At 62.0% G+C, this 23192-nt stretch carries 18 protein-coding genes; 4 read left to right on the top strand and 14 right to left on the bottom strand.

Going from position 1 to position 23192, the window contains the following annotated elements; all coding sequences use genetic code 11:
- The 7 genes from ACYVKQ_RS08915 to ACYVKQ_RS08885 all read right to left on the bottom strand — a co-directional run bounded on the left by ACYVKQ_RS08915 (position 1) and on the right by ACYVKQ_RS08885 (position 10036).
- Positions 1–2337, bottom strand: a complete 2337-nt coding sequence (locus ACYVKQ_RS08915; RefSeq protein WP_460577779.1) for a GAF domain-containing protein — start codon at positions 2335–2337, stop codon at positions 1–3.
- 85 nt (positions 2338–2422) lie between these two features.
- Positions 2423–3043: a hypothetical protein gene (locus ACYVKQ_RS08910; RefSeq protein WP_460577777.1), complete on the bottom strand. Its 621-nt coding sequence runs from the start codon at positions 3041–3043 to the stop codon at positions 2423–2425.
- 177 nt (positions 3044–3220) lie between these two features.
- Complete coding sequence (locus ACYVKQ_RS08905; protein ID WP_460577775.1) at positions 3221–4165, bottom strand: T9SS type A sorting domain-containing protein; 945 nt, start codon at positions 4163–4165, stop codon at positions 3221–3223.
- Between the two features lie 166 nt (positions 4166–4331).
- Positions 4332–5891: a M16 family metallopeptidase gene (locus ACYVKQ_RS08900; protein WP_460577773.1), complete on the bottom strand. Its 1560-nt coding sequence runs from the start codon at positions 5889–5891 to the stop codon at positions 4332–4334.
- 129 nt (positions 5892–6020) lie between these two features.
- A complete protein-coding gene (locus ACYVKQ_RS08895; protein WP_460577771.1) occupies positions 6021–7391 on the bottom strand; it encodes a M16 family metallopeptidase in 1371 nt (456 codons plus the stop codon).
- A gap of 299 nt (positions 7392–7690) precedes the next feature.
- A complete protein-coding gene (locus ACYVKQ_RS08890) occupies positions 7691–8374 on the bottom strand; it encodes a hypothetical protein (protein WP_460577769.1) in 684 nt (227 codons plus the stop codon).
- Positions 8375–8599: 225 nt separating this feature from the next.
- Positions 8600–10036 (bottom strand): dicarboxylate/amino acid:cation symporter, encoded by a 1437-nt coding sequence (locus tag ACYVKQ_RS08885; protein WP_460577767.1) that lies wholly within the window; start codon positions 10034–10036, stop codon positions 8600–8602.
- Positions 10037–10175: 139 nt separating this feature from the next.
- Here ACYVKQ_RS08885 and ACYVKQ_RS08880 point away from each other — a divergent pair, with 139 nt between their 5' ends.
- Entirely contained in the window at positions 10176–11204 is a 1029-nt protein-coding gene (locus tag ACYVKQ_RS08880) for a dipeptide epimerase (RefSeq protein ID WP_460577765.1), read from the top strand.
- A 79-nt stretch (positions 11205–11283) separates the two neighbouring features.
- Here the strand turns inward: ACYVKQ_RS08880 and ACYVKQ_RS08875 are convergent, their stop codons facing one another.
- Positions 11284–11874, bottom strand: coding sequence for a DUF6799 domain-containing protein (locus ACYVKQ_RS08875; protein ID WP_460577763.1), 591 nt, complete (start codon positions 11872–11874; stop codon positions 11284–11286).
- A gap of 162 nt (positions 11875–12036) precedes the next feature.
- On the opposite strand from ACYVKQ_RS08875, the gene ACYVKQ_RS08870 reads away from it, so the two are divergent.
- Positions 12037–12486: a MarR family winged helix-turn-helix transcriptional regulator gene (locus tag ACYVKQ_RS08870; RefSeq protein WP_460577761.1), complete on the top strand. Its 450-nt coding sequence runs from the start codon at positions 12037–12039 to the stop codon at positions 12484–12486.
- Positions 12487–12535: 49 nt separating this feature from the next.
- Entirely contained in the window at positions 12536–13201 is a 666-nt protein-coding gene (locus tag ACYVKQ_RS08865) for a YceI family protein (protein WP_460577759.1), read from the top strand.
- 88 nt (positions 13202–13289) lie between these two features.
- Here ACYVKQ_RS08865 and ACYVKQ_RS08860 read toward each other — a convergent pair whose 3' ends face one another.
- The 3 genes from ACYVKQ_RS08860 to ACYVKQ_RS08850 all read right to left on the bottom strand — a co-directional run bounded on the left by ACYVKQ_RS08860 (position 13290) and on the right by ACYVKQ_RS08850 (position 17305).
- Complete coding sequence (locus ACYVKQ_RS08860) at positions 13290–14249, bottom strand: energy transducer TonB (RefSeq protein WP_460577757.1); 960 nt, start codon at positions 14247–14249, stop codon at positions 13290–13292.
- A 26-nt stretch (positions 14250–14275) separates the two neighbouring features.
- Positions 14276–14827 carry a hypothetical protein gene (locus ACYVKQ_RS08855; protein WP_460577755.1) on the bottom strand — a complete coding sequence of 184 codons (552 nt, stop codon included), beginning with the start codon at positions 14825–14827 and terminating at the stop codon, positions 14276–14278.
- Positions 14828–15076: 249 nt separating this feature from the next.
- Positions 15077–17305, bottom strand: coding sequence for a S9 family peptidase (locus ACYVKQ_RS08850; RefSeq protein WP_460577753.1), 2229 nt, complete (start codon positions 17303–17305; stop codon positions 15077–15079).
- A 175-nt stretch (positions 17306–17480) separates the two neighbouring features.
- On the opposite strand from ACYVKQ_RS08850, the gene ACYVKQ_RS08845 reads away from it, so the two are divergent.
- On the top strand, positions 17481–17762 hold the full coding sequence (locus ACYVKQ_RS08845) for an ATP-dependent Clp protease adaptor ClpS (protein ID WP_460577751.1): 282 nt from the start codon (positions 17481–17483) through the stop codon (positions 17760–17762).
- Between the two features lie 340 nt (positions 17763–18102).
- Here ACYVKQ_RS08845 and ACYVKQ_RS08840 read toward each other — a convergent pair whose 3' ends face one another.
- The 3 genes from ACYVKQ_RS08840 to ACYVKQ_RS08830 all read right to left on the bottom strand — a co-directional run bounded on the left by ACYVKQ_RS08840 (position 18103) and on the right by ACYVKQ_RS08830 (position 22889).
- Entirely contained in the window at positions 18103–20283 is a 2181-nt protein-coding gene (locus ACYVKQ_RS08840) for a TonB-dependent receptor (protein ID WP_460577749.1), read from the bottom strand.
- Between the two features lie 42 nt (positions 20284–20325).
- Positions 20326–22362 carry an HAD family hydrolase gene (locus ACYVKQ_RS08835; RefSeq protein WP_460577747.1) on the bottom strand — a complete coding sequence of 679 codons (2037 nt, stop codon included), beginning with the start codon at positions 22360–22362 and terminating at the stop codon, positions 20326–20328.
- A 206-nt stretch (positions 22363–22568) separates the two neighbouring features.
- On the bottom strand, positions 22569–22889 hold the full coding sequence (locus tag ACYVKQ_RS08830; RefSeq protein WP_460577745.1) for a DUF6660 family protein: 321 nt from the start codon (positions 22887–22889) through the stop codon (positions 22569–22571).
- Positions 22890–23192 lie beyond the last annotated feature (303 nt).

The raw sequence follows: 23192 nt of genomic DNA, 5'->3' as shown, positions 1-23192 counted from the left end.
CTAGTTCAGCTTCACCCTCACGCGCAGCGCCTGTAGGCCTTTCACCCCCTGCAGCTCTTCCAGCTCCAGCTCCTCCACGCCGGGCTCCAGCAGGCCGCGGTCCTGCAGGTAGTCCACGTACTCGCGGTACTCGGTGGCTTCGCGGGCCTGCGCGTACACCAGGGCGATGCAGCCGGGTTGCGTCAGCCGCTCGCCGGTGCCCGCTACGGTGGCCTTGTCGATGCGCTTCTTGATGATTTCGTAGCGGATGTTGTAGGCGCCGTCGACGTCGAACTGCCGCTCGTCCATGCGGAAGCGGATGCTCAGGGGCTGCGAGTGAATGAGCACCAGCTGCGTGGTTTCCAGCGGCACCGGCAGTGTAGCTTTCACGCGGTGGGTCAGGCGGGTGATTTCGCAGCTCACCAGCAGCTGCCACAGGCGCAGGTTCTTCAGGAAAATCAGGTCGAAGGGCTTGTCGTGCACCAGCGAGGCGCCCACGTAGATGTTGAACTCCACGCCGTCGGTCTTGAAGCGCTGGAAGTAGTGCGGAAACATCAGCTGGGCGCGGCGGTCCTCCTCGTCGAGGTAGTCGCTCACGGCGTCGTTGAGCTGGGTGAGGCTCTGCTCAAAAGCCTTGCGGCGCTTGTAGAGGATGCCCAGCTCGGGGTCGATGTTCGACCAGTACTCGCTGATGATGGGCCGCAGCTCCGCCGTGTGCTGGGCCAGGTACTCAAACAGCGGCTCCACCTCCGACTTAATCGACTCCAGAATGCTCACCTCATCGCCCGACAAAATGCCCTGGCGCAGCTTGCGCAGGTTTTTGGTGACGTAGAACTTCAGCTCGTCCAGGATGGGCAGGGCCTGAAACTCGGTGGCTTTCTTGAGCACGCGGTTGGCCAGCGTGAGGTGTTCGATCAGGTCGCCCTGAATGGCCTCATTACGGGCCGTGCTCGAGCCGCGCACGTCCGAGGAGCCGTAGAGCGGGTACACATCCTGGAACACGATAGGCTCCATTTCGGCGTTTTTGTTGCCGTCTTCGATTTTCTCCAGCAGGTTCAGGGCCGCGTCGGTGAAGCGCCATTCCATGCTCGGGTGGATGGCCGTGAACTTCTCCTTGATGATGGCCTGCACGCGGGTCTGGATTTCCTCGGCGTTGCGCTTCACGGCCACCGCAAATAGCGGCAGGAAGGCGTTGACCTTATCGAGGGCAAACTCGCCGAGGTCGTCGGCGTTGGGCGAGCCCAGCTCCAGCAAACCCACCGCGTCGTCGCCGTAGGGCAGCAGCGCCAGAATGGCCGAGCGAATGCCGATGCTGGTGAGCTGCTCGCGCAGATCTTCCGGAATGTCGGCGGTGGCCACGTCTTCCAGCACCAGGGGGCGCCGGTCCTGCGTCACGCGCTCGTACACGCGCCGGAAGCCGGAGTTGGCGTCCTGGCGCTGCAGCTGCTTCATCAGAAACGAGTGGTTGATCTTGCGCCCGAAATCCACGAAGGCCTTTTTCTTTTCGTCATAGGCCGCAATGCCGAGCTGCAGGAAGGGCCGGCCGAAGAGCACGCGCAGCTTTTCCTGGATCTGCTCCAGCCGGTCGGAGGCCTGCAGCACGTCGCGCTCCAGCAGGTCGTACTTCAGCTCCGAAAGAATTTCCTGCTCCGTCACGTCGCTCAGGTGCAGGATGTTGAAGCCCTGCAGGGCAAAGTTTTCGGGCGGCAGCAGCGCCGTCCACAGGGCCAGGTCGTTGGGGCTGCGGCGCAGCTGCTCCAATTGCTCCTCGCTCAGCTCCGGCCGCTCGCCCACCACCTGAATATCCAGGAACGTCGAGTTGAACACCACGCTGTAGTGGCGGTACAGGCCGATGCGGTAGTCCGGCACCGTGAAGATGATGCTGCCGTAGTGGTCGGGCATGTCCTGCCCGTACAGCTTTTCCAGGATCTGGGCGTACACCATGTGCACCATGTGGCGCTCCATGGTGGCTGCGTCGATGTTGAGCGGCTGCTTCACCCGCTTGTCGGGGGCCAGCAGCACCTCGGCGAAGCGCGGCGTGTGGTAAAAGCTATAGCGCTGAAACGGGGGAATGGCGCCGCTGATGTCGGTGTCGAAGGCGGCCGGCGGAAACACGGCCACCATCAGGGCCTGCACCAGCGGCTGGTGCGCGTCGAGCACGGCCGGGTTGGTGAGCGGGCCGCGCAGCTCGGGCACCTGCTCCACCTCGCGCAGGATACCGCGGGCCAGCAACGACACGCCGGGGTTGGCATCGTCGGTGCGGGCCTGCCACCACGCGATGAGCGGTTCCAGGCTGAGCGTGGTTTGAAAGAAAAAAGCGGGCGTGGGCGCCGTCGTAACGTCGGAGGGGCGGGGCATAGAGGAAGGAGGGGCCGCGGGCGCGGTAACTGCGCGCCGCCTTCTCTATACGCAGCAGCCGGCCCGGCGGACGTAGCTCCTTGGCTTAGCGCCGCAGCACAAATACCGCGGGCGCGCTGCCGCTCGGAGTAGTGGCGTCCACGAGCGTATCGCGGCGGCCGCTGGCGGAGAACCGGCTGAGGCGGAACTGCTTGCGCGTGTTGCGGTAGCAGGTGCAGCAGCCGTCGCCGTCGAGCTGGCCGTCCAGGGCTACCCGCGAAATGTAGTAGCTCGTTTGGGGCAGGCGCACGCGGCCGGGGCCGCGCTGCGGCAGCAGAATGCGGTAGCGGTACGAGGAGTCGGGGTTGGGGTAGCCGAGCTTGCGGCCGTTGAGGCTGGCGAAGGGCTCGGTATTGTCGATGACCACGGGCGTACTAACGGGCGTGGTGGCCGCCGGCCGGATGATGCGGGCCGTATCGGCGCGAGCCGTGGCCGCGGAGTCGCGCGGGTACACCGAGCGCACGATAAGCACCGTGTCGACTTCGGCGGCCGTGAAGCCCCGCCGGTTGGCGCCGCCCGAGGTGTCGGCGCTGAACTGAAACACCAGCGCGTCGGCGCGGTAGTTCTGGCAGTTGCAGGCCACCGAGCCGCAGCAGCCGGCAAAGAGCACGACGCCCACCAGGGCCAGCAGTACGGAGCGGATCAGCGCGGAGGGCAGTAGGTTCATTGGGTAAGACGCTTTTCGGCGGAGCAGAGGGCGCCGCCACGTGGCCCGGCCCTCCCAACTGCTAACGGCAGCGCCGTAAAAATAGTGGAGCCACGGCTCTAAAGCCGTGGCTCCACCGGACGAGCGTCGTTCTGAGCCAGCCAAAACCGACGTGGTAGTAGTCTAACCCCGTGACTATTACTCCTTCACGAAGCGGCGGGTTTCGGTCGCGCCCTTGCCCGTGATTTTGTAGTAGTAGGTGCCGGCCTGGAGGTCGGCCAGGTTTACGTCGAGGCTCTGGGGGCCCTTGGCCTGCTTGCCTTCGAAGACGGTGCGCAACGTCTTGCCGCGCTCATCGAGCAGCTCAATCTTCACGTTGCCCTCCTTCTTCACCTCGTACGCCAGGCGCTGGCTGGTGCTGGCCGGGTTCGGATACAGCGCCGCACGGCCGCCGCGGTCGGCGGGTTCGGTTTTCACCGGCGCGTTCGGATCGAGCAGCAGGAAGCGCGTCGGGCCGAAGTAGTTTTGCTTCAGGCCGCCGAAATGCCCTTTGCCGTGGTGGCCGCGGCCTTTTTCCGCCCACTGCTGCCGCTTTTGCTGCTGCTCGGGCGTGACGTTCTTCTGCACCAGGGCCTTGATATCAGCCTCCCACTTGTCGCGCTGCGGCTGCACTTCGGCCTTAAGCTGGCTGATCTGCGGCTCGTACTTCTGGGCCAGCTGGGCTACGTTCTGCATTACGGCGCGCTGCTCGGTGCGTAGCTGCTGCAGCTGCTGCTTTTGGGCATCGGTGAGGGCCGGGCGCTGGCCCCGGGCCTGGGCGTCGGCCGGGTGCCACGACTTGCGCAGGGCGCGGCCTTGCTCGCGCAGCGTGCGGAGCTGGGTGCGGTAGGCGGTGAGCTGGGTTTTGTCGGCGGCGCTGAGCTGGCCTTCCAGTTTCTGGCGCTGCTGCCGCACCACGGGCAGCACGTTTTGCTGCACGTAGGCCTTTACTTCGCCGTTGCCCTTGCGGTGGGCGCCGAGGCGCTCAACGGAACCCGTGGTGGGTGCGGTGGGCCCTTGCTGGAGCACGACCGCGAAGCTGGAGGTGGCGGGAAGCAGGGCGCCGGAAAGAACGAAGGCCTTGAGCCAGGAGGAGGTTTTCATGTCTATGTGAGTAGCGTAAAGGATTACCGTTTTCTGCTCTCATAGAGGGCCCGGGCAGCAGCGGGTTTAACGGCAGAATGAAAAAACCGCTTCGGAATGGTCCAAAGCGGTTTTTTTAGCTGGGTCGGGGCTCTCGTCCCTGCCAGTGCCCGAGAGCCGGGCGGCGTTACTTGAACGTGTCCTTGGTGTCCACGATTTTCACCTCCGTCACGTTCAGCTTGAAGTTGGCTACCTGCTCGTCTTCGGCCAAGATTTCCTTGGGCAGGCCTTCGCGCACCACCTTGGCGTAGCTCATCGGCGAGGGCGTGTTGTTTTTCAGCACGTCGGCCAGGGGCTGGGCTTCGCTGTCGTCGGTGACGATGGTCACGAACATGTTCTGCACCTGCCAGTGCTTCCTGATGGCACGGTTCACGTCGTCCAGGGTGAGCTTGGCCAGCTGCCCGTCGAGCTCGGCCAGCCAGTCCTTGCGGCCGTAGAACTTCGAGTCGAGCAGGAAGCCCAGCTGCTTGGCGGGCGTCAGGCCGTAGAGCTTGGTGTAGGAGCGCAGGAAGGTGCGCGTCAACTCAAAGTCCTGCTTCGACAGGCCGTTTTTCACCAGCCCGTCCATCTCGCGCAGAGCCAGCCGCAGCGCAAACGGCGCCTGGCCCACTTTCAGGTCGCCCAGCTCGGTGGGATACTGCTTGCGCAGGCCCTCGGCAATCTGCACCGGGCGCAGCCAGATGCTGGCGTAGTTGGCGCGGCGCGGCACCCCGGGCAGGGGCAGCATGTTGTTGCCGCCGGCCTCGTACCACTCGATGTAGCTGTAGTCGCCGTAGTTCATCGAGCGGGCCGTGCGGATCTTGTCGTAAAGCTTGCCGTAGCTTTTGCGGTGCTCCCCGAGGTAGGAGTTGGCCACCATCAGCGCCGCGAAGTTGTCCTTGGCACGGGTCGTTTCGATGGGAAAGCCCGCGTACACGGCCGAGCCCAACGCGTCAGGCTTGCTCACGATTTCCACGCGCACGCCCTTAGGCGCCGCTGCTTTGGGCGCTTCGGGCTTCAGCGTAGCCGTCGGTAGCGCATCCAGGTCCTTTTTCAGGCGCTGCACAAACGCGTCCGGGTAGTTGCCGGTGATGCCGATGGTCAGGTTGTTTTTGCCGTAGGCCCGGGCGTAGAACTGCTTCACGTCGTCGAGCGTGAGGCTGCGCACGCCGGCGGCGGTGCCGCGCGTCATGTGCTGGTAGCGGGTGCCGCGGAACAGCTGGTCTTCCAGGGCAAACTTGCTGTAGTCCTCGTCGGAAGAGGCGCGAATCACCTGTTCCACGTAGTTGAGCTGGTTAGACTTCAGGCGGGCAAAATCCTCCGCGGTGAAGCTCGGCGTGAGCATCAGGCCCTTCAGCACCGGGTAAAAGCGCTCAAGGAAGTCGCGGTGAAATTCAAAGGTGTAGGTCGTCACCTCCTTGTCGGTGCGGGCGGCGTAGCGCGCGGCCATGGGGTACAGCAGGTCTTTGAGCTGGGCCGCCGTCAGCTCCTTGGTGCCGCCTTCGGTCACGAGCTGGGAGGTGAGGTAGGCCAGGCCTTCCTTGCCCTTGGGGTCGGAGGCCGAGCCGTTCTGGAAGCGCAGCATCACCACCACCTTGGCGGCGGCGGGCTGCTTGAGTTCTACCACCTCGGCCGCCAGGGCCGGGGCAGTGCTTAGGGTAGCCGCGCCCAGCACGAGGAAGGAGGCGCGGAGAAGGAGTTGTTTCATGGGAGGTAGCGCAGGCTTCAGCCCGCGTTATGTAGAACGACGACGGCGAAACCGATTCGTTCGGGAAATGAAAATGACTAGCTGGCGGTAGCGGGCTTTGGGCCGCGCTGCCCCTGCGGGGACCACGCCTTACTGCACCCCGCCCGAGTCCTTCGGGCCAATGGTGCCCACCGTCAGGCGCTCCGGCACGAAGTATTTCTGCGCGGCGGCCTGAATATCCTGGGCCGTTACCTGGTCGTAGAGGGCCGTGTAGCGGTTCACCGACTGCACGTCGCCCGTGAGCCAGATGAACTGGGCCAGGGTGTTGGCAATGTTGTCGGGCGCGTCCAGGTCCATCAGGTTGCCGTACTTCAGCGCCGATTTGGTGTCGGCGAGGCGCTTGGCGTCCACGGGCTTGGTCTTAAGGTCTTCCAAGGCCTGCACGATGCGCTGCTTCACGTACGGAATGTCATCGGCCTTCACCACCGAGGCGCGGATGGAGGTCAGGTACGGGTCGCGGGTGTAGTTGGGGGCGCCGCCCACGAAGCGCACCTTCTGCTCCTTCACCACCAATTGCTGGTACAGCTCGGAGTTTTCGGCGAAGAGCATGGTCATCAGCACGTCCAGGGCCGGCAGGTCCTTGCTCTGGTCGGAGAAGGCCGGGCCCTTGTAGCTCAGGCTCAGGAAGGGCGGGAAGTTGGCGTTCTGGATGTGCACGTAGCGCGGGGCCGTCTGCGGGGCCTCCTGCTTCAGGTCGGGCACGTAGGATCCGCGCTTCCAGCCGGCAAAATACTTCTGGGCCAGCTGGTTTACTTCGGCCGCCTTCACGTCGCCCACTACCAGCAGGGTGGTGTACTCGGGGCGGTAAAACCGGTCGAAAAAGATCTTGGAGTAGGCGTATTGGTTGGGCATGTCCACCACGTCCTTGAAGAAGCCCATGGTGGTGTGCTCGTAGGTGTGCTGGTCGAAGGCCGCGTCGGCCACCTTCTCGTTCAGCTGGGTGTAGAGCGAGGCGGAGTTTTTCGTGTATTCGCCCTTCACGGCGCCGGCTTCGGTCTTGAAGTCGTGCTCCGAGTATTTCAGGTTCTGAAAGCGGTCGGCTTCCACCTCAAACATCTTCTCCAGCATCCGCGCGTTGCCCGTCATGTGGTACACGGTGCGGTCCAGGGAGGTGTTGGCGTTGGCCGAGGCCCCAAGGGTTTTGAGCACCTCATCGTACTGCTCCTTGCTGTACTTATCGGTACCGCGGAACATCACGTGCTCAAAAAAGTGCGCAAAGCCGGTTTTGCCGGCTTCCACCTCGTCGCGCGAGCCGGCGCGCACCACCAGAAACACCGAGGCCAGACCCGGCGAGGCGTAGGGGACGGTTACGATTTTCAGGCCGTTGGGCAGCTGGCTCTGCTCGATGGCGTACGGAAAGGCCGCGGGCGTAGAGGCGCCCGCCTGTTGGGCCACGGCGGTCGGAGCGCCGGTGGCCAGCAGAAGCGCGGCCAGGCTGAGCGCCCGAAACGTATGTTTCATATCAACAAGGAAGAGGGTAAAACGACGAACGCGCCGCCACGTTGCCGGGGCGGCGCGCCCAAAGAAACGCACCAGGGCGGAAAGTTGCAGTGCGGCTTGGGTTGTTGGTTCGGAAGGAGCCAGCGCGTGCGGTAGGGGCACATGGTGCGTACTGCCCGGCCGCCGGCCCGCTCAGGTAAGGTCGCAGCACCGTGGCGGGCCAGGACGGCCGGGGCGGCGAACCGGGCGAGTGGGAGGCTGAAAACGTGCTTTGCATAGCCGACGCGGCCAATGGCTGCCATCAGCCCCGTAGACAGGGCTCAGCGCTCCGCGGGGGCCGGCGCGGCCGTGCCGGCCGGCCACGCACTGCCCGTCACCTGGCCCACGTGCCGCCCGATGGGCCCGGCGGTGAGCAGGCCCCGGCGCAACCGGGCGGCGTCCATCTCCATTTGGGGCTTGATCTGACCCAGCGCCAAGCGCAGCGCCTCCAGATCGGCTAAGCGGTGAGCCTGCGTCTGGGCGTAGCCGTGGTACATGGCCACCCGCACCCGCGACTTGCCCTGGCCGCGGTAAGTCGCCAGCGTGTCGCCCTGGGCATTAAGAATCTGCACGGTGGCCCGCAGGTCCGTTTCGTACCACTCCACTGGTACGCCCAGCAGGGTAGGAGTCATGAGCGTGAGCATTTGCAGGCCCTGCCAGAACCGGCCCCGTCGCTCCGCTGTGGCCTCCACAATTTGCAGGTGAGCAAAGCCGAAGCGCGCCGTGTCTTCGGGTTCGGTCAGGTTCATGCGCACTTCCCGTTCGAACAGCTGCTGCGCATCCTCCGGCAAAGCGCCCTGTGAGTTGTTGAAAGGCCCGTTGTCCACGGCTATTTCCAGGGACGGCAGCCGCTCCGACAGCGCCACGGGCGAAGGCTGAAACAGCACCCCGTCCACGGATTTGCAGCCGGTATACAGCATAGAGGTAGCAAGCAAAGACAAAACGAGGCGTAACCGATGTTTCATGGCAGCGCGTGGGGTGTGGTGATGGATGATGTGACGAAAAGCAGTAGGCTTTTCCCGAGTATAAATGTAATTTAAATATGATATAATAGTATGTTTTAAATATAATATTAAATATATTATTGATTTTAAGGCGGTTACGCGTGAAGCCGGCAAGCAAAAAGCCTCTCCGACTTCACGAAGTCGGAGGGGCTTTATTGGCTGATTCTAAGTCAGCTGTGAAAAGTGCTAATGCAGATGGCCAGCCGGCTGGGCGTCCGGCTCGAACAGGTCGTCGATGGGCTCGCCGTGGTAGTCGTCGATGAACTCGCCCTCCCAACGGGCAATGACGGCCGAGGCCAGGCAGTTGCCGATAACGTTTACGGCCGTGCGGGCCATGTCCATCAGGGCGTCGATGCCCAGAATGATGAACACGGGCCAGGAGGGCAGGTTAAAGGAGGCAACCGTAGCCAGCAGAATCACCAACGAGGCGCGCGGCACGCCGGCCACGCCCTTGGACGTGAGCATGAGCGTGAACACCATCACCAGCTGCTGGCCCAGGGTCAGCTCGATGCCGGCGGCCTGGGCCACGAACACGGCGGCCAGCGAGAGGTAAAGCGTGGTGCCGTCGAGGTTGAACGAGTAGCCCGTGGGCATCACGAAAGCCACCACCCGGCGCGGTACGCCGATGCTTTCCATGGCTTCCATGGCGCGGGGCAGCGCGGCTTCCGACGAGGTCGTGGCGAAGGCGATGCTGACCGGCTCCGCAATGGCCTGGATGAAGCGCTTGATGGGGATACGGGCAATCAGCGCCACCGGCAGCAGGATGACGATGATAAACGCAATCAGGGCCGCGTACAGCGTCAGCAGCAGCTGTACGGCATTCACCAGCGGGCCAAAGCCCATCTTGCCCACAGTGTAGGCAATGGCGCCGCCCACGCCCAGCGGGGCGAAGAACATCACCACGTTGGTGAACTTGAACATCACCTCCGAAAGGCTTTCGGACCACTCCACCATGGGGCGGCGGTGCTTTTCCGAGACCATGGCGAGGCCGATGGCGAAGATGATGGCGAAGACCACCACCTGCAGCACCTGCCCTTCGGCCACCGATTTGGCAATGTTCTCGGGGAAGATGTGGGCGATGATGTCGGCCGCCGACTGCTTGGGCGCCGCCGCGATGGTGTCGTTGACGTTGTTGTTGGCCTGGGCCGCGGCCAGCACGGCCGGATCGAGGCGGCCGGCGCGGGTCAGGTTGATGGCCGCCAGCCCGATGAACAGAGCGAACGTGGTGACGATTTCAAAGTAAATCAGTGCCTTCACGCCCATGCGCCCGACTTTCTTCAGGTCGGCGTGGCCGGCAATGCCCACCACCAGGGTGGCAAACACCAGCGGGGCAATGATGGTCTTGACCAGGCGCAGGAACACGTCGGACAGCACCTTCAGGTTCTGGGCGGCCTCCGGGAAGTCGGCGCCGGCCTCGGCCCCCACGAACATGCTCACCACAATCCAGAAGGTGAGCGAGCGGCGCTCGGCCGCCCAGGTAATCAGGGCCAGCAGCGCCAGCCAGCGCGCGGCCATGGGCACCAGCGGCGACAGCGCCAGCACGCCGTAGTGAGATAAGGCAGTAAGCAGCGCGGCCAGCAGCAGTAGGGCCAGCGCCGGCACGGCAAAGCGTGAAAGCTTCATAAGCAGGGAGAATGACGGGTTTTCGCCCGGTGGGAGAGAGGCGAAGCTCAGCAAAGATAGCCGTTTGGGCCACAGCCGATGAGCTGCGGAGCCGCTTGCTAATTCTTAATCCGCCATTTTTATTTCCTTATTCCCTCCGATGCTGCACTGGTCCGTTCGTTCGCTGGAGCTGCCGCTCCGCTTTACCTGGAAGATTTCCCGCAACGCTTCCGATGCCAAAACCAACCTGCTCGTGCGCGTGGCCGACGACGCCGGCCGCCACGTGGGCTGGGGTGAGGCCGCGCCCAACGTGCGCTACGGTGAGTCGCCGGCGCTGCTGCTCCAGCAGTTCGAGCAGCTGCAGCAGGCGGGGCTAGGGCTGGTCCAGGACCTCTCCGATCTGACTGCCCTGCTCGCGCAGGTACCACCCGCGCACGCGCTGCGCTTTGCCCTGGAATCGGCCTACGTGCACTACCTGGCCCGGCAGCGCGGGCAGGCGGTGCCCGCCCTGCTGGGCGTGCCCACCCCGCTGCCGGCCGTGGGCACGGCCTTTACGCTGCCGATTATGGAACCCGGCGAAGTAGCCGGATTTATGGCGCGGCACGGCCTGAGCCGCTTTCCGTTGCTAAAGGTGAAAGTCAACCAGGAACAGGGGCTGGCGCTGCTGGGCGAGGTGGCGCGCCTGCTGCCCGGCCGCCCGGTGCTAGTAGACGGCAACGAGGCCTGGACCGACGCCGACGCGCTGCTGAGTTTTATCGAGCAGGTGCAGGCGCTGCCGGCGCTGAACGTGCAGCTGCTGGAGCAGCCGCTGCCCGCCGCCCACGCCGACGACTACCGCTACTTGCGCCCGCGCAGCCCCTGGCCGCTCATCGCCGACGAGTCGGTGACCGACGCGGCTGACTTCGCGGACATTGCCCGGCAGTTTCACGTGCTGAACATGAAGCTGATGAAGGCCGGCGGCTACCTCAACGGACTGCGCCTGCTCAACGAAGCCCGCGCCCACGGCCTGCGCACCATGATCGGCTGCATGGTTGAAACCTCGCTGGGCATCTGGTCGGCGCTGCAGCTCAGCGGCTTGGCCGAAATCTGCGACTTGGACGGCCTGCTCATCGTGCGCGACGAGCCGTTCGGGGTGGTGCAGGAAGCCGACGGCCGACTCATGGCGCAGGCGGAAGTGCCGGCACTTTAGGGTAAGAGGGTAGGGGGTAGGAGGGCAGGAGTTAGGGTTGTGACAACTCCTGCCCTCCTATCCCCATACCCTCTTACCCTTATTTCACTCCCCGCAGCTGCTCGTCTAGGGCCTGGATCTGGCCGTCCAGCTGGCTGGTGTCGGGGGCTTTGACGTTGCCCTGGCTGAGCAGCGAAATTTTCTGATTGAGCAGCTGGATTTTCTGCGCCATCAGCTCCACGCGGCGGTTCAGGTCGCCGAGGCGCGTTTCCACGTCGGCGGTGGAAGGCGTGGCGCCCCGATCCAAAACCGGATCGAACCGGGCATCGGCCGCCGCGGTTTCGCCGCGGGAGGAGGCTGCGCTTTGCGGGGTAGCAAAGACGATGCTGCCGTCGGCCTTCACGTAGTCACCTTCGCGCAGGGTGGTGATTTTGCCGGTGGGCAGCTGCACGATGCCGCTCTTCACGTTCACTTTGGTGCCATTGGGCAGCTGCACGTTCTGGCTCAGTCCGGTGGTCTGCCCGTCGCGGCGGCGCACCACGGCGCCGTTCAGCATCACAAACTGGTCGCCGCTCTGCAGCTCCGTGCGCGTTTGGGCGGGTGCGGCCTTGGTTTTGACCGACTGGGCATGGGCGGCCGGTGCGCTAAGCAGGGCGGCGAGCAAAACCAAAGCAGGGGCAAGTGGTTTCATGGCGGAGGACGGGAGGAATGGTGCGGTTTGTGCTAAAGCGTGTCCCTGCATACGCAGAAGGCGGCAGGAAGGTGAAATGCGGGCGTTGTGAAAAAAAGCAGGGAACTAATGTTGTGACATATAATGTATGTACATATATTTGCAACGTAATTCGGTTCTATCATGAAGCTCGAAGACGAAATCCAGCAGCGCGCCTTCAAAAACGCCTACCAGAAAGCCCACCTGAACGTGGTGTTCACGGCGGGCTGGCTGCAGCAGCGCCTGGCTTCGGCCTTCAAGCCCTACGGCCTGACCCTGCCCCAATACAACGTGCTGCGCATTCTGCGCGGACAGCACCCCAAGCCGGCTACCGTCAACCTGCTCATCGAGCGGATGCTGGACAAGACCAGCAACGCCTCGCGCATCGTGGACAAGCTGGAAGCCAAGGGCCTGGTGACGCGGCAAATCTGCCCCAGCAACCGCCGCGCCGTGGACATCCGCATCACCGACGCCGGCCTGGACCTGCTGCACCGCACCGAAGACCTGGCCGACTCGCAGAGCCAGGGCCTGCACAACCTCACCGCCGAAGAAGCCGCTCAGCTAAGCGACCTGCTCGATAAAATCCGTGACTGAAGGCCTGCATCAGTCAATCAACCCTAAGTTCTCTCACCGTTTTCGCATCATGAAAAAAATCATTCTGCCCCTGCTCGTTGCCGGTACCCTGTTCGTAGCTCCGGCTTACGCCCAGCAAAAAGCCACGGCTGGCGTCAGTGCCAAAGCTGCTACCCCCGAGAAGGCAGCCAAAGCAGCCAAAAACAGCAACGCCTACGCCGTGCAGCCGCAGCTGAGCACGCTGGGCTGGGTAGGTAAAAAAGTAGGCGGCCAGCACAACGGCACCATTGCCGTGAAAGACGGCGCCGTGCAGGTGAAGGGCAACCAGATCGTGGGCGGCACCTTCAACTTCGACATGAACGCCATCAAGGTGGAGGACATCACCGATGCCGAGTACAACGGCAAGCTGGTGGGCCACCTGAAGAACGACGACTTCTTCGCCGCTGACAAGTACCCGACGGCCACCTTCGTGGTGACCAGCATCAAGCCCCTCAAGGACGCCAGCGGCAACAACGCCCAGGTAGCCGGCAACCTGACCATCAAAGGCAAGACGCACCCCATCAGCTTCCCGGCCAAAGTGGGCGTGAAAGATGGCGTGGCTTCCGCCTCGGGCGTGGCCACCGTGAACCGCACCAAGTACGACGTGAAGTACGGCTCGACCCTGTTCGGCGCTGCCGCCGACAAGGCCATCGACGATAACTTCACGCTGAGCTTCAACGTCATTGCCAAGCAGTAAGCGCGGCAACTTCCGTCCCTAACCGGACCAAAAGCTCAACGGCCCCTTCACCGCACTGGTGGAGGGGCCGTTGAGCTTTTAGGGGTATTTACTCGAGGCGGTAGGTGACCGGCACACTGAAGATGGACTTCACCGGCTTGCCCCGAAACGTGCGGGGCTCCCACCGGGCAAACTGCTGCAGCACGCGCACGGCCTCGGCATCCAGCGTGGGCTCGACGGCCCGCAGTACCTGAATGTCGCTGATGCGGCTGTCCTCGTTGACGAGGAACTCCAGGACCACGGTGCCTTCCACCCCGGCCCGCATGGCGGCTTTGGGGTATTTGATGTTCTGGCTCATGTAGCGGCCGAACCGGGCCATTTCGTTGTTGTTGAGCTGCTTGTCGAGCATGTACCAGTTGGGCACCAGCTCGGCGTCCGGCGTCGAGCCGGCCAGGGTTGCGGCAGCGTTGCTGACCGGGCCGGGCTGCAGGGCCGTGGCCACCAGCGTGGTCACGTCGCCGTTCTCGTCGCGGGTGACGCGGCGCAGCACCAGGCTGGAGGCGCTCGGGTAAGTCAGGGCGCGGTACAGGGTGGAGTCGGGCAGGGCGGGCGTGGCTGCCAGGGCGGCGCGGTAGCGCGGGTGCAGCGACACGCGGATGCGCTGCTTGTCGGTCTGCAGCTCCACCACGTCGCAAATCTGGCCCAGCACCGTGTCGGCGGCCGGCAGCACCTGCCGCTGCTTGAGCTTGGGTGCGTCGTGGCTTAAATCGTACCACATCACCTGCCGGCGGTTGGCGAAGTGCAAGTACAGGCGCCGCTCGCCCAGGCGGTACACCCGGCGGTTCACCGTCAGGCCGTTGGTGGTGACGCTCGCGTTGGGGCCCTGCAGCACGGTGGTTTCTTCCGTGCCCAAAATCAGGTCGCGCTTGTTGTACTGGGCCTTGCGCACCGGATCAGTGTACTCCACGGTGTTGCGGTACACCACCGTGCCCTCGAAGGACGGTTGGCTGGACTGAGCGGCCAGCGGCGCGGCTGCCAGCAGCAGCCCGGTCAGGAAAAGGAATTTCATCCGGCGTGAAAAAAGCAGCCCTAAAGTTAGGCCGGCAGCTCCAATTCCTTGGGCAGCGGAAAGCGCAGCTGCCGGTGCTTGTCGTGGGCGCGCAGCGTGCTCAGGATGTCGTCGAACTCGGGCTTGTACTCCAGCCACAGGTCCTCGTGCAGCTTGGGAATGAGCTTGGCCGTGCGCAGCAGAAAGCGCACCGTCGCCACGTAGAACAGGTGGAAATACCCGTCGAAGTACTGCGGGTACTCGTCGAGCACCAGGCGCATGGTGTACATGTTCAGGTCGACTTCCAGCCGCTTGTCCTTGGTGATGCGCTTGGCACGGGCCACTTCCTTGGCCGCCTTGCCCAGGGCCCGGGCCAGGGCACGGTTCATCACCCGGCCGTTGGCTTTTTGCAGCAGCTCCGCAATGCGCTCGGCGTGCTCGTCCTGCACGGTGCGCAGGTCCACGTCGGGCAGGATTTCGTAGCGCAACAGGTCGTACAGCTCCGCGTCGCGGCGGGCCGCCTTAAGCAGCAAATCTTCCTTTTCCTTCTCGGAAAGCAGTTTGAGGGCGCGCTTGAAGTCGGTGGAGGGAGCGGGCATTCTTGGAAAGAAGGAGGAATGAGGAATGAAGAAGGAACGTCGGCGCCGGCCGCGCAGTGGAACACCGGATTGAGTGAAAATCAGCCTGCGTGCCCCTTTGCCCAATCAGCAAAGGCCGTCATGTCGAGCTTGTCGAGACATCTCGCGGGCTGACGCCGGATAGTAACCTGCTCGTGCAACGAGAAGACTAGTACCCACGCGAGATGACTCGACAAGCTCGACATGATGTTCCGGATCAACGTACCGGGGCTACTGGCCGTTGCTGCTGGCAGCGGCCGCCGGGGCTTCCGGCTTCAGGTACAGGTCCAGGTAGTTGGTAATCTTGGTGTAGAGGTGCACGCGGTCCTTGCCGCCCACATTGTGGGGGTGGCCCGGGTACACGAAGTAGTCGAGCTGCACGCCGTTGTCCACCGCGTTTTTGAGGTAGTCGAGGCTGTGCTGCCACACCACCACGTCGTCGACGGTGCCGTGAATCATGAGCAGCGGGCCCTTCAGGTTCTGCACGTAGCCGAGCAGGTTGGCCTTCTGGTAGCCCTCGGGGTTGGTCTGCGGCGTGTCCATGTAGCGTTCCGTGTACATCACCTCGTACTTGCGCCAGTCGATAACCGGGCCGCCGGCCACGCCCACCCGGAACGTGCCCTCGGGGGCGCGGGTGAGCAGGGTGGTGGTCATGAAGCCGCCGTAGCTCCAGCCGTGCACGCCGATGCGCTGCGCGTCCACGTAGGGCAGGCTTTTGAGGTAGTCGACGCCCTTGAGCTGATCGGCCAGCTCCTGGGTGCCGAGCTGGCGGAACGTAGCCTGCTCGAAGGGCAGGCCGCGGCTGCCGGAGCCGCGCGAATCGACGGTGAACACCACGTAGCCTTTCTGGGCCATCAGCTGCATCCACAGGTTGCCGCCGCCCAGCCAGGAGTCGGTGACGAGCTGCACGTGCGGGCCGCCGTACACGTAAATCACAGCCGGGTACTTCTTGGCCGGGTCAAAATTCGGAGGGGTGATGATGCGGGCGTACAGGTCGGTTTGCCCGTCGGCGGCCTTAAGGGGGAATACCTTGGTCTGGCCGAGGCGGTAGCTCGTGAGCGGGTTCGGGGCGTTGAGCAGTTGCTGGCGCGGCTTGCCGTCTTTGGTGGCTACCACCGCAATGGTGCGCGGCGTGGTCTGGCTGGAATAGGTATCGAGCAAGGCTTCGCCGGAGGGGCTGAGCAGGCCCGCGTGCGTGCCGGCGCCGCTGCTGAGGCGGCGCGGCTTGCCCCCGCCCACGCTCACCGCGTACAGCTGCCGCTGAATCGTGCCGTCCTGGTTGCTGGCGAAGTACAAGGTCTTGCCCTTCGCGTCGAAGCCCAGCACGTCAGTGACCAGCCAAGGGCCCTGCGTGAGCGGGCGCAGCAGCTTGCCGCTGGTGGAGTAGAGGTAGAGGTGGTTGTAGCCGCTTCGCTCGCTCTGCCACACGAACTGGTCGGGGTGGCCGGGCACGAACTGCAGCGGGTGCTGCGGCTCCACGTACTCGGCGTCGGTTTCCTCAAACAGCGTCTTGACCAGCGCGCCCGTCGCGGCGTCGTACTGGCGCAGCCACAGGTGATTCTGGTCGCGGTTGAGCACGGCCACGTAAATGCTTTTCTCGTCGGGGCTCCAGCTCAGGTTGGTCAGGTACTGGTCTTTCGGCTCGCCGGTCTGCAAAAACACGGTGTTGCCCGTGGCCACGTCGTACACGCCCACCGTCACCTCGTGGCTTTTGTCGCCGGCCATGGGGTACTTAATGGGCGTGGCCTGGGCCGGCACGGCGCCGGTATTCACCAGCGGGTAGTCCGTCACCATGGTCTGATCCATGCGGTAGTAGGCCAGCTTGTTGCCCCGGGGGCTCCAGAACGTGCCCTTGGTGATGCCGAACTCCGAGCGGTGCGCCGCCTGCCCGCTCACGATGGCCGGGTTGGCTTCGTTGGTCACGGCCACGTTTTCCTTGCCGGGCAGGCTCACGTACAGGTTCTGCTCCTTGGTGTAAGCCACGCGCGACTTGAGCGGGTCGAAGTCCACGTTGTCGGCGCCGGCCTGGTAGCCGAACAGCTTGGCTGCCTTGCCGTCGGCCACCGAGTAGCGGAATACTTCCCGGCTGGGCATGGTCACCAAAAAGGCATCGGGGCCGGTCCACTGCACCGCTGGGAAAGCCGAGGCCTTCAGGGCCGGGGCGCCGGCGGCCTGCAGGGCCTGCAAGAGGTTGGCCAGCGTCACCACCGGCTGCACCGGGCCGCCCGCGGCGCGGCTGCGCACCAGCTGGTCCTGCCCGCCTTCGGTGCGGGCGTAGCTGAATTCGTCGTTGGAGCCCGGAATCCAGCTCAGCTGCTTGAGGTTGGCCGGCAGCAGGGCCGGGTTGCGGAAGGCGTCTTCCACGGTGAGCAGCTGCTGTTGGGCGTGCAGGGCGCCAGGCGAGCCGGCCAGCGTGAGCAGCAGGGCGGCCGGCGCGAGGCGGCGGAGCGTCAGGGGCATAAAGCGAAGGGGAGGAGGTGAGAGGGGCAAACGGAGCCGGGAATTTACGGCGGAATCAACAGACGCCGCCCCCGACAAATTCCGCCGGGGCCGGCAACTATCCCGCGCACGGTTATGTTACAGGGTGCCATTTTAGCGCTGCCAACCTAGCCCCCGAATCCGTACCTTTACGACCATGAACACCAACCCGCAGATTGCACACGACGAGGACGTTCTGTTGCTGGAGGAAACCACCGACCTGCGCGACCTGGTCGTATACAACGACGACGTGAACACCTTTGACCACGTCATCCAGACCCTGATTGACGTGTGCAAGCACGAGCCCATGCAGGCCGAGCAGTGCACGCTGCTGATTCACTACAAGGGCCAGTGCACGGTCAAGATCGGCGCCTACGAGGAACTGGAGCCGCTGTGCACCGCCATCCACGACCGCGGCATTTCGGCCGACGTGGTATAGCCCGGCGCCGCAAAAATCACCTGTCATCCTGAGCCCTGCGAAGGACCTTTCGGCGTCGGAAAAGTGTTATCTGACGTATGCCGTTTGCGCGGCCAAAGGTCCGTTGGCTGGCGCCTCTGGATGACAGTTCTGTTGTTATAGATCCGAATGGAATTTCCCTCCAATTTTGGATTATACTGGCTTTGTAAGGCTGTAAAAAGCTGATTACAAGCTTTGTGTGAAATTGCTTGGAACTCCTGAAAATGAATAGTCCCACTTTTGGTGGGACTATTTTCGTTATAAGGTGGGACACCCTGTACTATAGCTGGGAAGCAGGGTTTTTGGATTTTATGGAGCTTGCTTACAGGTTCACCTTTAGTGCAATGTTCGCTACTATACCGTCCAGGGGCGCGTATAGTGGTCTAAAGGTTGGGCGGTCATAGGGTGGTAACACAACCTGCTCGAAACGGGTTTGCCGCGTGTCGGTGAAGTTCTCAACGTTGGCAACCATAGAGAAGTGAGAGAACATCTTCTCCGCTAGTGCGCCCAGAATCCAGAAATCCGGACTTTGCCGGTTTCCCTCCCCGAGGTACTGGCGGCCGTTGTAGGTGCCTTCTAGCCCAATACGGAAGTTCTTCTCTCGCTCGTACATGGCAGTCAGTACTACGCGATGCCGTGAAACGAAAGGCAGCTGCCTGGGCTGCGTCAGGTCGTACGTCTGGCGAGTATCCGTCAGGGTGTAGGCAGCAAAGAACTGTACCGGCTCCAGGTTCAAGCGAAGGTTCGTCTCTAAGCCTCGGGAGGTAACCGGCGTGGCTGCGTTGCGGAACTCTATAACTCCAGTGCTAGGTAACAAGCTCTGCGGTATTAGTGCATGTTCTAGGTGAGTGTAGAAAACAGCTTGGTTCAGTGATACCCCCAACTTATCGCCTAGAACTCCCCGAAGGGTAACATCGGCGTTGACACCACGGGAGGTTTCGGCTCGTATTTGCTTCGGGTCCAATCCTCGAACACCTACGTAGGCTTGCTGCTCGGTGGCACTGGTGAAGATGGTCGGTGCTTTGTAGCCGTAGCCACCTCCAGCGCGCAACGTCACATGTTCACTGGGCTTGTAGATAGCGGAAAACCTTGGTAACACAAACCAGCCGTACGGCCGCTGATAATCCGTTCGGAGTCCGGCTTGTACCGTCAGCTTCTCCAGCAGCTTCCAATCATCCTGGGCAAAGAGGCCGAAGGTCTGATAGCTGTAGTTCCGGGGTTCCGGGTTCAGTTCGTGGTTTTCACGGAAATCATCGGTGAGCACGTTGGCCCCAAGTACGGCCCGGTGGTTGCCCACTGGTAACAAGTACGAACCTTCCGAGTAGGAAGAGAACTGACGCCCGGCGAAGGGATACTCTCCAGCCTGGATGTTCCGACGGAAGGAACTCAAGCTGTTCTTGAACGTCAGCACTTGGCCGTGGCGCAGCTTGGTATCTGCTCGTAGTTGAGTGCTGTAACGCTCGGAGCGGTTACGCTCTACGTACTGGTGCTGAGTGGTTGGAGCGTTTTCGATAGCGTATAGGTCGCCGCCGACGCGGTTATCAATGCTAGCGTTTACACCTAGGTAGAAGGTAGTCGAGTCGTTGAGGTAGTAGTAGAGGCGCGGGTTTACGTTGGTGAGTTGCACTTGAGGCAAATCGGTAAATCCGTCCTTATTCACGTCCCAGGGCCGTTGGTTGTTCTGCGTTGCTAGTAGGGTAAGCCCTAGTTTGCCGGTACGGCCGCTGTAGAAGGCGCTCAGGTCGCGCCCTCCCTTGAATGTCTGATTCAGCAGAAGGTTAAGCTCGGGTTCCTCCGTAGGCGTCTTGCTAACAAGGTTCACCAGCCCGGCTATGGCGTCTCCGCCGTACAGGGCCGAAGAAGCACCTTTCACTAGTTCTACCTGCCGAAGGTCGAGCGGCGGTATCTGAACCAAGCTCAAGCCCTGGGAGAATCCGCCGTACAATGGAAATCCATCGCGTAGGATTTGAGTGTAGCGGCCGTCGAGGCCCTGGATGCGGAAAGCGACACTACCCGACGAGGCCGACGTGAATTGCGCTTGCACGCCCGAGGCTTCGGTGAGCAGCATGGAAATACTTGAAGGCCGCATACCTGCCTTTTCTTCGAGTTCTTCGCCGCCGATAACTTCGATGCGAACGGGAACATCCTCAATTCGGGAGTTCGTACGAGTCGCTTCAACGATGACGCTTTCAAGCTCGGTGCTGCCGGATTCCAGCTCTACTACTAGCGGCGCGGCTGTAGCCAGCGGTAACACTACGGTGAGGTTTTTCGCCTCGTATCCTACGCTGGAGACTGTTACTTGCTGTGAACCTGCTGGGAGGTTCGTTAGCTCAGCGCGGCCGGTGGCGTCTGAGGATGTCCCGACGCTCAGGGCTGGGATGGTAACCGTAGCCCCAGGTAATCCGGTTTTGGTGGTTTCGTCTCTGACGAGTACGGTTAGGGTGTGCTGGGCCGTAGCAGCGAAGCCACTTACCAGCAAGGCAAGGGTGAGTATGAACTTCACGAAATCGGAAATCGAGAGTGAGAAGGTTTCCGCCTGAAGCGGCTAGAACTTCATGCGTTGGATGCGTACTGCATTCAGAATAGCCAGCAGAGCTACGCCGACGTCGGCGAATACTGCCTCCCACATGGTAGCAACGCCGCCAGCCCCGAGGGCCAACACAACGAGCTTGACGCCGAAAGCAAGCCCTATGTTCTGCCAGACTACTCTATGAGTAGCGCGGCTAATCCGTACCGCCGTAGCTAGCTTGGAAGGGTGGTCAGTCTGGATAACCACGTCGGCGGTTTCGATAGTGGCGTCAGAACCAAGGCCACCGATAGCTACTCCAACATCCGCCAAGGCTACTACGGGCGCATCGTTTACGCCGTCGCCGAGGAACGCCAACCGGTTACCTGCTGCTTGTAGGCGTTGCACATGTTCTACTTTGCCCTCGGGTAGCAAGTCTCCGTAGGCTTCCTGGATACCTACCTGTGTAGCCACTCGCTGAACGATGGAAGACTTATCTCCAGAGAGCATTACCACGTGGCGAATACCTTCCTTGCGGAGTTCCCGAACAGCCTGGGCCGCATCTTCGCGCAGTTCGTCGGCTACTGTCAGATAACCTGCATAGCGGTTATCCAGGGCTACTAATACGAGCGTTCCTATTACCTGCTCCAGTTCGCTAGGAAATGCTACAGAGAACTTTTGCAGCAGTCGGGCATTACCAACTAGCAAGGAGTGTTCACCTACTTGGCCGCGTAGGCCGTGGCCCGGAATTTCCTCGACCTCGGCTACGGAGTTCGTGGGTGCCGGACTGGGCACGTAGGTAACGATAGCCTGGGCTACCGGGTGGGTTGATTTCGCCTCCAGTGCTGCTACCATCGGAAGCAGGTCGTCTGCTTGTATGCCTGGAACGAAGTGTACATCCTGGACGGCGAATACCCCCTTTGTGAGGGTGCCAGTTTTATCCAGTACAACTGTATCAAGCTGGCGCATTAGGTCGAGATAGTTGGACCCCTTAAACAGGATGCCCGCACGTGAGGCGGCCCCGATGCCGCCGAAGTAGCCCAGGGGAATACTAACCAGCAGGGCGCAAGGGCAGGAAATAACTAGGAATACCAGCGCCCGGTAAAGCCAATCCCGGAACACGTAATGTTCAACGAAGAAGAAGGGTAACAACGTTAGAGCCACGGCTAGGAACACCACGATAGGAGTGTAGACCTTCGCGAAACGAGTGATGAACTGCTGGGTTTTCGCTTTACGGGCGGTAGCTTGCTGAACTAACGTCAGTATCCGGGCTAGCTTGGTATCCTTGAAAGCGGCGGTAACTTGGATGCGTACGAGGGTATCCATCGTAATCATGCCCGCCAATACCTCTTCGCCGACGTGCTTGGTTTGTGGTACCGACTCCCCCGTAAGGGCTGCGGTGTTGAACGCCGCCCGCTCGGTTTGCAGAATACCATCTAGGGCTACCTTCTCGCCGGACTTGCTCTCGATAACATCGCCGATGTTCACCTGCTGCGGCGAGAGTGTCACTAGTTGCCCGTTGCGCAATACTGATACCTCCGTAGCCTGGATTTCCAGCAAGGCCCGGATGTTCCTTTTCGCACGATTAACGGCTGCGTCCTGGAACAGCTCTCCGACGGTATAGAACAGCATAACAGCAACCCCTTCGGCGTATTCACCCAGGGCGAAAGCGCCGATAGTAGCCAGACTCATTAGTAGGAACTCGTTAAACACGTTTCCGCTGGGTATACTGAGAACAGCGGTGCGGATAACCTTCCAGCCAACCAGCAGATAGGCCACGGAGTACCAGATAATCCGTAGTGGCGAAGCGAAGAAGTTCGCTCCTGCATGGTCTAACACCAGCCCGATAACGAGCATTGCAAAGCTGATAAGCGGAACGGTGTACGGGCTGGGTTCCTTGGTTTCAGTCGTGGGCGTCAGGTCGGCTGGTCGATGGTCGTGGCCTGGAACATCATGGCCTTGAGCAGAGGCCGCAGCCTCCGGAGTAAGCTCGGCGCGGTTAACAGCGCCGACGTTTTCAGGGTGTACTTGCTTGGCCGTATTCAGCGGCTCATGAGCAGGTTTTTGCTCTTGCATGGCATTGTGAATCGTACGAAGTGGATAATGGAGTTCCACCCGTTTACGTAACGGTACCGAACGAATTAAGGCGCGGAACCCCTTCTACACGGTCTTAGCAGCATCAGCAAGCATGTCGGCGCGAACGTCATAGACGCGCACGGCATAGCAGCATCCGTAGCATACGGATATGCTCGTGACTAGCGAGAAGACCGGGAGAAAGAGGTTTACGCCCTCGGCGGTTGCCAAAGAGAGCCAGGCGCACGGCTGGGTACTGTTACCCGCAAGGATGCCGTAGGAGTACTGACATGTTCCGTAATCAGTGTTACCAGCGGCCCGAGGGTGGCAACAGGCAAGGTAACTCCTGGGCAACAGTGGCACTGGCAAAGCGGGGAACACCAGTCACTAGGAGCGTCGTTGCTGCCGTAGGGATGTGTAGCCGCCGTGAGTTGTGCTTGCTTCGGCTCCGGGCGCGCTACCTCGTCTGCACATGTCAAGCATGCGAGAACGGAAAGGTATATAGCAAAGATGAAAGCAAAAGCACGCATCGCAGCAAAGGTAACAACTCCGAGTACGTAAGGTTCCTGTACCTAGATTAAGCAGCAAGCCCCAACCGGATAACCAGGATGGGGCTTTGCTATTACTGAGTCCGTAGACGCTAAAGCGAGAAAACTCAATAGTGTCACAGTGTAGAGTCCGCACTAAAGTATCCCGTGTGGAGCTTCAGGACCTTCCCACTTGCCCGTTATTAGGTATAATGGCATTGCTACAGTATCATAGATAGGGTGCCGTTTTTCTTAGCGCGCAGCAGGAGTACCGCTTGCAGGAGCATGTGCGTGCACTTGCTGTAG

This window comes from Hymenobacter coalescens, assembly GCF_054783195.1.
This window is presented reverse-complemented; position numbering and strand designations above follow the sequence as displayed.